This window comes from Paenibacillus sinensis (genome assembly GCF_019904155.1).
In the GTDB taxonomy this organism is placed as follows: domain Bacteria; phylum Bacillota; class Bacilli; order Paenibacillales; family Paenibacillaceae; genus Paenibacillus_AQ; species Paenibacillus_AQ sinensis.
In genome coordinates this window covers 142,839-151,872 of record NZ_JAHCMB010000188.1, presented here as the reverse complement: position 1 = coordinate 151,872, position 9,034 = coordinate 142,839, and the positions used below count along the sequence as shown (strand labels likewise).

The window sequence follows — 9,034 nt, the reverse complement described above, 5'->3', positions numbered from 1 at the left end:
CCCTTGGCTAACGGTAGGCGCTCGCCAGCCCCCGTTCGGGACTTTCACCCTAAAGATAACGCCCATGCTGGGCGTACACACAAAAGGCGCCATGTCCCAAGGGACACAGCGCCTCTGCTTAAACAGTCAGCATCCTGTGATTTAATTCATAGTATTTTTATGCGATTTGTGATTATTAAAATAACATCATTCACACAGGCTGTCAACGATAAAAAAAGAAGAAACGCAAAATGCCGTCCTTGTCGGGACGCATCTGCGTTTCTCGCTCTCATCCTGTCTTCTTCAAGTCCTTCGGGCCATCCTCACTCGAAATCAATGCCACTGCGCGAGGCTGCTGCCATACAGCGGACACGGATTGCAGCTTCGAATTTCCGCGAACCTGATGATTCCGCAACCAACATTCTCCAACAGAGCGATGCCGCCGCCAAATCCGGCGAAGCCCCGGGTGAGCATCAGCTCCTCCGCAACCGGGTACGACAGGGGAATGAATGGAATTCCCTTACGCTCTGCGGTCTTCCGTTCGATTGAGCTGCCCAGCAGCAGCTCGATATCCTCCTTCAGCAGCAGCTTCTCAATCAATTGCCCGTCGCTCTCAAAGACGATCCTCGTCTCAAACCCTGGCTGCTGCCGTTCCCGCCAGTCATGAAGAATCCGCTCCTGCATCGCTTGGGGCAGGTCGTCGGTAATGATGATCAGGACCGGCAGCAGACCCAGCGGGCCGGCGAGGAACCGGGACTGGTTTATTGCGGAGGCGCTGTCGCCGACGACGGCCAGCCTCTTCTGGAAGCCGTAGCGATAATAGGCATCCGCCTGCTCGCGGATGTAGTAGCGTTCCAGCCGCTCCTGATCCTTAATCTTCGCTTCCAGCGCATCCGGCTCCAGGTCGAGCTGCCTCAAGACGCAGCTCAACACCTCTCCTGTCTGCGCCACTCCCACCGGATAACCGTCGAAACGCACATAGGGGATACCCGCGTGCCGCTCCAGCCATTCGCAGATATCCAGACTGTGAACCGAGAAAGAAACGTTGAGCGCCGCCTGCCGAAGCGCCGCCCATTCTCTCCTTTCTGCATCTGGACCGAAGATGACATTGACTTCGGCCCCCACATCCTCAAAGCTGAGCTTCAACGCTTGTAAATTACCTCTCCAATACACGTCCTGCTCAGGAATAACGCCGAACAGATTGACCAGGCGGCCGTTTCTCACCCCTGCGGATACCCCCAGCTTGTCGTACTGCCGCAGTATACCGAGCAGCACGGCCGAATAGCCGTCATGAACGCTGTCCTTGAATCCCGGAGTGCCAAGGTGTATGGCATGCACCTGCTGCTCCTGCAGCTCTTTGATCATCGCCGCCGGCACATCGTCCCCGACCAACTCCGGCGTGCAGCCCGTCGGAACGGCGCAGAAGTCTCCCGCTTTGATCTTGACGGTGTTCTTGGGCTGCTCCCTCAGCCTGGACGTGCCGCCGGACATAACCTGCCGCTCCAGAAAGCTGGCAGATGAAATGCTGAGACCGCCGCCGTTGCCCGAGCCGCCTTTGCCGCTGAGTGTGCTTCCTTCCAGATACTGCTGAACGCCGCAGCCTGCGGTGGAGTGAGTGACCGGCACTGCCCCTTCAATCGCCCGGATTGTCTGAAGCGCACCGTGCAGCAGGCAGCTGTTCCGGTTTCCCGCCGTCATCTGTCCCAATTTCACCTCACCTCCTGCTTGAAATGCCAGTTCACGCTCTTCGCGAACCACCCCTCCCGGTAGGAGGCGCCCCCTGCGTTTAAGTACCGGCTCAGCGCCGAATTCCGCAGCGCCTTGCCGAAGAGTCCGGCCAGCGCCAATGCTCCCTGGAAGCCGTAAATGTCCACGGCATCCACCGAAGCTGCCGGAATCCCTGCGGCAGCCGCCCATACGGCCGTCTCACTTCGGCCGATATAGAGGTCCGGCCGCCATTTGCTCAGCGCATTGATCTTCTCGAACGGCTGCCCCGGTTCGATCAGCACGCGGGGATTGTTGCGGCGGGACCATTCCCTGAGCCTTGAGGCATGGGTACGGTCCGCATGGGTCAGAGCAAAGGTGGTCACCTTCCCGCCAAGCTCCGATACTAATTCGCCGATCCCGAAGGCCTGCTCCGGGGGAAGATCGATGAAGACCGACAGATCCTTCAGCCGCTGCACGGCAAGCGTCTCGGCCGTCTCCGCCCGGGCAGCCTCGATTCGATTCCGCGTCTCGGCATCGGCGTCCAAGGCGTCCGCCACGGCAAGAAGCCAGCGGTGAGTTCCGGTCAAGCCGATTGGCGGCGGGACATCGAGCCGGGCGACGCCACGGCTCTCTTCCAGCCAGGCCAACAGATAGCCGGCCTCATCCCCGTCCAGAGCAGCGGATGCGATAGCTCCCGGCGAACGGCTAAGATCGGAGAGCGCATAGTATCCGGATACGTTGTTATACGAAAGCCCTGCGGCCGTCAGCTCTCTAATGATATTCCCTGTCCTCGTCTCCGCTGTCCCGATCAGGTTGATAAACCGCCCTCCCTTTTCCGGAATCGGCCAAGCGTTCAGCACATGCTTGGCTAATGCGTGAAATACAAGGTCGAAGCCGTATAGCGGCGATTTGAAACGAAGGCCTGCTGCGAATATCGGGACGACCGGAATACCATACAATCCTTCCGCCTCCACGGCAGCGGATTGAATATCGTTATTGTTGATCGCTGCGACCGGAGTGGACAGAATGAAGATGATATCCGGCTTCCAGAGCCGCCGGGCTCTACCGATCGCATCCCTCAGTTTGCCGTCCGCCCCAAGGATGGAATCACTTTCTTCAATATTTGTAAGCAGCCAGGGTCCGCTGCCGGAGCGCAGTTCATCCTCAAGCTTCGCCGCTCCGCAGCCCGGCGGTCTGTGAATGATCGTGACGGCTCCGCGTATTCGTCCCAGCAGACGAATGGCTCCGGTTAGCTCATCGTCCGTCGTCTCCGGGTAGGTGCCGAACCGCTGAGCGGGCTTCTCCCGTTCCAGCTCATCCGCCAGTGTTCCGCATTCGCCATTGAAGGCGGTCAGCGACCCAAGGCGCTTCTTTCTTATCCGCGCGAACCGCTGTCTGATCTCATGGTTCATGATCGTCATCTCCTTTAGTTCGCGGCAGCTCCCAAGGATACCGCCTCTTGGTTGATCGCATCCCCCAGCTTCTCGCCCAGTCGCGAAGATCGGTAACGTTCAGCAGCCTGTTATACAATTCAGCTCGCGTGCCGGAGTGGCAGCTCTAGCTCTCCCTTGCCAGCTTTAGCGCAGAGCCCTCAGCGGAGCGTAGTAAGTCCGTCCGGCCTGCCCGAGCACGCTACACGCTATCGGTTCTGTGGACCACGCAAACTTCAGACCAACTGAGCATCACAATAACGGTTCTGTGAACCGTACGGGTCTCAGCTCGTTATAGCACGCCGCCGATTCAGAGTGCCGCACAGACTCCGGTCACACTGCCGTTCCTTGGATCTGCGCGGTGGCAGCTGCCTTGAGCGCATCGGCTTTGTCCGTGCGCTCCCACGGCAGATCCAGATCGTTTCTGCCAAAATGGCCGTAGGCTGCGGTCTGCCGGTAAATCGGCCGCTTGAGATCAAGCGCCCGGATAATCGCTCCCGGGCGGAGGTCGAAGACCGTCTTCACCGCAGCGGCGATTCCATCATCGGGAAGGATGCCGGTGCCGAAGCTGTTCACCGTGACCGAGACCGGGCTGGCGACGCCGATGGCGTATGCCAGCTGAATTTCGGCCCGGCGGGCCAATCCGGCCGCCACAATGTTCTTGGCGACGTAGCGGGCGGCGTAAGCGGCGCTGCGGTCCACCTTCGTCGGGTCCTTGCCGCTGAAGGCTCCGCCTCCATGGCGGGCGTAGCCGCCGTAGGTGTCGACAATGATTTTGCGGCCGGTCAACCCGGCATCGCCATGCGGTCCGCCGACCACGAACCGGCCGGTCGGGTTAATATAATACTTCGTATTCTCATCCAGCAGCCCATCGGGAACCGTCGGCTCCACGACATGCCGGATAATATCCTTCCAGATTTGCTCCAGCCCGATATCCGGATCATGCTGGGTGGACACAACGATGGTGTCGATACGAACGGCGCGGTCACCGTCATACTCCACGGTTACCTGCGTCTTGCCATCCGGGCGAAGATACGGCAGCAGTCCGCTCTTGCGGGCCTCTGCCAGTCTTCTCGCCAGCTGGTGGGCCAGGGAAATCGGCAGTGGAAACAGCTCAGGCGTCTCATCCGTTGCGTAACCGAACATCAATCCCTGGTCGCCGGCTCCAAGCTCGATTTCCTTCTCTCCGGCATTCGCAAGGAGTCTTGATTCCAGCGCCTGGTCCACTCCTTGGGCAATATCGGCCGACTGCTCGTCAAGCGAGCTTAGGATGGCGCAGGTATGGCCGTCGAAGCCGAGTGAAGAATGATTATATCCGATCTTTACGATCGTATCCCGCGCAATGGCCGGAATATTGACGTTCGCAGAGGTTGATATTTCACCGGCGATCAGAACGAGCCCCGTCGTGACCGCCACCTCGCAGGCGACTCTTCCGTTCGGGTCCTGCTCCAGGATGGAGTCCAGAATGGCATCCGATATTTGGTCGCATATTTTATCCGGGTGCCCTTCCGTAACGGATTCTGAAGTAAACAGATATTTGGTCATGTTCTTCCCTCACTCATTGTGATGATTTTCACACAAAAGTCCGCATATTGCTGCTCCCGAATACGAAGAAGGCCCTGAATCCCGGCCTCGCTGCCTTGGGCAGCAAGCGCCGATTCAGAGCCTCCGGTTATCCGGTCAACCTTTATCCGACTAAATTAATAGGATTAATATATATTTTAGGTTGGATGGGATTGTTTGTCAATAGTCGGATGAATGCAACATGCTGAAGCAGGATAAGACGCACATCATCCTTGCCCTATACACTATTTGATTCGGAGACTGTCCGGTTCCTTAAAAGCCTGCACCTTCCCTTTACTCTGCACAATAATCATCCCGCTCTCGGACAAGCTCGGGCCGAAGACATGCCCGTCCGTCTCAAGCTGTACAACCGGCTGCGCCGTCTTGAGATGGATGCCGATCAGCCGCCCGTCGGTCTGGATCACATACATGCCGTTGCCGATCAAATCAAGGCGGGCTATGGGGTTGCGGATGCTTCCATTATAGGAGACTGCCGACTTGTCGGTCGTCTTGACGCCGTACAGATCATGATTGTTCGTAAAAATAACCCGCTCGTCATACGGACCCGCGGCGTAGGTCAAATCCTTCGGTCCCATGCTCTCCGCCGAATAGGTGTCTCTCACCGTCTTGGCCGGGTCGGCGGCCTCGGGATAGCTGTACAGCTTGTTCCCCGCATTCAGATAAATCCGGCCTCCATCAAACCAGGCCCCATAATTCCCGGGAGCATGCTGAGGATCGGTCAGATTGATGTTCGCGGGATTATAGGCAGTCGTTCCGGTAATTTTGCCGGTCTTGGCGTCCAGCGTATCGAGCGTGGTCAGCTCTTGTATTTCAAAAAGCGTACTCTCCCGCTGTACCACTACTTTGCCGTCCTTCACCGCAAGAGGCAAGCTGTATTGGCTTGACTCCCACAGCTGCTTACCTGTCGCCGAATCATAGGCATGCAGCCGATCATACATATAAGCCCCGGAGATGGTATTCATGGCGAATACCAGCCCACCGGCCGCTATGATTGGCTGATTGAATGGCGTCTCGTCCTTGGCGGTCCACTGAAGAACGCCGTCCTTCAGCCGGTAGGCCTGAACCCCGCCGCTCGTCACCAGCAGCCGCTCTCCATCCGCGATCAGCTGCGACGCTCCCGGGCTTGCAGGCTTGGTGGCCCAGAGCTTTTTCCCATTGGCCGCACTAACCGCATAGATTGTTCCCGGCTTCGAAGCCGCGTACAGCACACCGTCCCGGTACAGAATCGGCGCCTGAAGGCCCGCACCGAACTTCCATACCGCCTTTCCCGTCTGCACGTTCAGCGCCGCCAGCTGTCCGGATTTGATAATATAGACCTGCCCTCCGCCCGCAGCCGCAAGCCCTTGGCTCATCGTATAATCTTCCGCGGCCGCATCCATCGCCGAGACCCACTGCGCCTTGATCTCCTTCGCAGATATCGACGACGCCGAGGTATCATAGTTATTCCCGACATATGAAGCATGTGATGCCGTATCCGCCACAGCCGCTCCCGTTCCCGTGAGCAGCAGCCCCAGACCGAGCGTTCCCGCCGTGATCCGGTTCATCCACTTGATCATTCCCACTTCCCGTCCTCCTCCAGTCGTTTCATCAAGCTTGCCTGGTAATGCTCCAGTCGCTCCTGAATAAGCTCTGCCGTCAGATCCGTTACGCCGAACGCGGGCCAGCCCGCGTAAACTTGCGGCGGTTCGTCATCCAGCCCGTCGAACAGGGACAGCAGATCCCAGTACGGATGATAGGAGAACCGGCCACCCGCCTTCTCCTCGTACAGCTCCAGGAACAGATCGGCGGCTTCCACGCCGTACAGCTGCGCCAGATTCAACCGGCAGTGCCCCACATCGGCTCCTGCAGGTCCGATACAGGCATTCGGCCAATCGACGATTCCGCTGACAGCATCCCCGCTCCACAGCACATTGGCCGGATGGAAGTCCCGGTGTATGAACCGGGGCACAAAGGGCGGCCGCCGGCGCTTGACAAAGTCCGCCGCCGAAGACCAGCTCTCCGGGCGGCGGGTCCAGCCGGGAGCCCGGAGGGCCGCGATGTCGCTGTACGAGAAATGCGTCCAGCGGAAATCCCCTGCCGGCGCGGCATGAATGCCGGCAAGGGCCTGTGCCAGCCCCGCAAGCCAGCTCCGCATGTCGCGGGGCTTCAGATTGACGCTGCCCGGCAGCAGCGTCATCAGAACGGCGGGCAGCCCGCAGGCCGCGCCGTCCGGGTCGGCGCCCAGCAGCCTCGGCGCCGGCAGGCCGGCCAGCTTCGCATGCCGGAGCGCGGCGGCTTCGTGCTCGGCGAGATCGGGCTCCATGCGAAGCCAGCCCTCATTGTTATACAGGCGGATGACCGCTTCCCCGACCCCTGCCTCTTCTCCGCTCTCCAGCATGACTCTGTACAGAATGCTGGAGGTGCTGCCCGGAAGCCGCCGGGTCTCCTTGATGCGCAAAGAACCGGCGCCGAGGGCCGTAACGATCCAGCCGCTCGCCCGCTGCGGCAAATCTCCGCTCTCCACCTTGCCGCTCGACCGGTCTTCAAGAACCGCCGTATTTTGCAAGCTCACCCCTGCGGCTTCTTCCTGGCTCGGTGCTGTCTCCGACCCGCTCCGTGCTTCGGCCTCCGACTCTGCGAGCTTGTCCGGTTCTCCTGAGTTGGAGGGCTTTGCTCCAGTGGCATTCTTGTAATCATCATCGTTCGAGGGTCCTCCGACAACAAACTGCTCCTTCCCCCGCTCCCTCTCATCTCTCCCTTCGCGTCCGACTTCCGTCTCTTTGCCATTCTCCTCCCGGCCGCCTGCCATTCCTTCTCCTCCTCCGCACCGGAACGAGTACCGCTCCGAATGGTTGTCCTGATATGAAAGAGTATACATGATTTTCCAAATCAAGGCGCTGTCATCCGTCCACAAGACGCCAACAGCCTGTCGGTCAGGCGCGTTCCTTCATACGCCTGACCGACAGGCCGTTAATGATTCAGCCGGTGAACCCTTCATCCGGTTAGCCGTTAATCCCGTGACCGATTTTCCTGTCCGGGATCAGAGGCCGCTGCGAGGGAGCAGCGCGCCCTATCGCAGTAACCGGCATTTGAGCGGAAGACACTTTCCTGCATCTGCAACCCCGCCGCTTGCAGCCTCATCTGCAGCAACGGCCCGCCCGCTATATCGGCGGATAGGCCGTTTTTTTCATCGCATCATGTTTGCTCGTTCGCATCACATTGTTTGTTCGCCTTGCTTCACTAGCTCGTCTTGCAGCGTTTTTTTCACAACGTAGCTCTTTTCACTTGAGATTGCTTTTTCGCATTGCCTATCTTTTTCGCATTACTATCTTCTTCACTTTGCATTGCTTTTTCACTTTGCATTGCTTGTTCGCTCTGCTTCGCTTATCCGCCCTGCTGCGCTTTTCGCCTTGCAGGCCCGCCGCTACCCGAGCGTATTTTCCAGCGTTCCGAGGCCGTCAATCGTGATCTCGACTTTGTCCCCGGCTTGCAGCCACTTCCGCTTCTCTTCGGGCAGTCCAAGGATAACGCCCTCAGGCGTTCCGGTAAAAATCAAATCCCCCGGCTCAAGAGTGAGATGCTGCGATATGTAAGACACCAGCTCCGCGCAGGAATGGATCATGTTCCCGGTGTTGGAGGACTGCCGAACCTCACCGTTGACACGGCATTCGATATCCAGGCTGCCGGGATCAATCTCGTCGGCCGTTGCAATCCATGGGCCTACCGGGCCGAAGCCGTCCAGCGATTTGCCGAGCAGCCATTGAGTCGTGCGGAACTGCAGCTCGCGGGCGGTCAAATCATTGCCGGCGGCATAGCCGAAGACGCAGGTCAGAGCCTCTTCCTCCGCTACGCGGGAAGCTCTGCGGCCAATCACCACGACGAGTTCCGCTTCATAGTCAATCTGCAAAAGCCCCGGCGGTATGGCAATCGTCTCCTTGTGGGCCGACAGCGTGTTGTCGAGCTTGCTGAACAGCACCGGAACCGAAACCGATTCAAAGCCTGCTTCTTCCGCATGGCTTTTGTAATTGAGGCCAACGCAGACAATCTTGCGCGGGCGGGTCACGCAGGGTGCGAACTCCACAGTCTCTTCCGGGAGCAAGACCGGAGAGCCCGCCAGCAGTCCACCCAGCTGTGTCAGCGCTTCAGCACTGTTCCCGATTACTTCCTCCATATTCGAGGGAGCCTTGACTCCCGCGCGTTCCGCCGACGCCTCAATGTCAACGATGCCTTCCGGCGTCTTCACGCCAAGCTTGATCCCGCCATTGCTTTTATATTGCAGCAGCTTCATTTCATGAGTCCCTTCTTTCCCGTTATTAGGGCATGCCGTCCGCCATGTTCACTTCGCTTCGCAAATT

The 9,034-nt window shown here is 58.8% G+C and carries 6 protein-coding genes; all 6 read right to left on the bottom strand.

The features are described from left to right. Nucleotides 1-312: 312 nt before the first annotated feature. A complete protein-coding gene (locus KIH86_RS22430; RefSeq protein WP_223083547.1) occupies nt 313-1,692 on the bottom strand; it encodes a nitrogenase component 1 in 1,380 nt (459 codons plus the stop codon). Then, entirely contained in the window at nt 1,689-3,098 is a 1,410-nt protein-coding gene (locus tag KIH86_RS22425; protein ID WP_223083546.1) for a nitrogenase component 1, read from the bottom strand. The genes KIH86_RS22430 and KIH86_RS22425 overlap by 4 nt, the downstream gene beginning before the upstream one ends. A gap of 351 nt (nt 3,099-3,449) precedes the next feature. Next, entirely contained in the window at nt 3,450-4,661 is a 1,212-nt protein-coding gene (gene metK, locus KIH86_RS22420; RefSeq protein ID WP_223083545.1) for a methionine adenosyltransferase, read from the bottom strand. Between the two features lie 263 nt (nt 4,662-4,924). Continuing rightward, complete coding sequence (locus KIH86_RS22415) at nt 4,925-6,256, bottom strand: outer membrane protein assembly factor BamB family protein (protein WP_235775548.1); 1,332 nt, start codon at nt 6,254-6,256, stop codon at nt 4,925-4,927. Further along, nucleotides 6,253-7,488 carry a phosphotransferase family protein gene (locus tag KIH86_RS22410; RefSeq protein ID WP_223083543.1) on the bottom strand — a complete coding sequence of 412 codons (1,236 nt, stop codon included), beginning with the start codon at nt 7,486-7,488 and terminating at the stop codon, nt 6,253-6,255. Before KIH86_RS22410 ends, KIH86_RS22415 begins: the two co-directional genes overlap by 4 nt. Before the next feature lie 615 nt (nt 7,489-8,103). Further along, nucleotides 8,104-8,967, bottom strand: a complete 864-nt coding sequence (locus KIH86_RS22405) for a fumarylacetoacetate hydrolase family protein (RefSeq protein ID WP_223083542.1) — start codon at nt 8,965-8,967, stop codon at nt 8,104-8,106. Between the last annotated feature and the right edge of the window lie 67 nt (nt 8,968-9,034).

Excerpts from the sequence above, each read along its gene's own strand:
- metK (WP_223083545.1), bottom strand. The coding sequence starts at position 4,661 with ATGACCAAATATCTGTTTACTTCAGAATCCGTTACGGAAGGGCACCCG.
- KIH86_RS22410 (WP_223083543.1), bottom strand. The coding sequence starts at position 7,488 with ATGGCAGGCGGCCGGGAGGAGAATGGCAAAGAGACGGAAGTCGGACGC.
- KIH86_RS22425 (WP_223083546.1), bottom strand. The coding sequence starts at position 3,098 with ATGAACCATGAGATCAGACAGCGGTTCGCGCGGATAAGAAAGAAGCGC.
- KIH86_RS22415 (WP_235775548.1), bottom strand. The coding sequence starts at position 6,256 with ATGATCAAGTGGATGAACCGGATCACGGCGGGAACGCTCGGTCTGGGG.
- KIH86_RS22405 (WP_223083542.1), bottom strand. The coding sequence starts at position 8,967 with ATGAAGCTGCTGCAATATAAAAGCAATGGCGGGATCAAGCTTGGCGTG.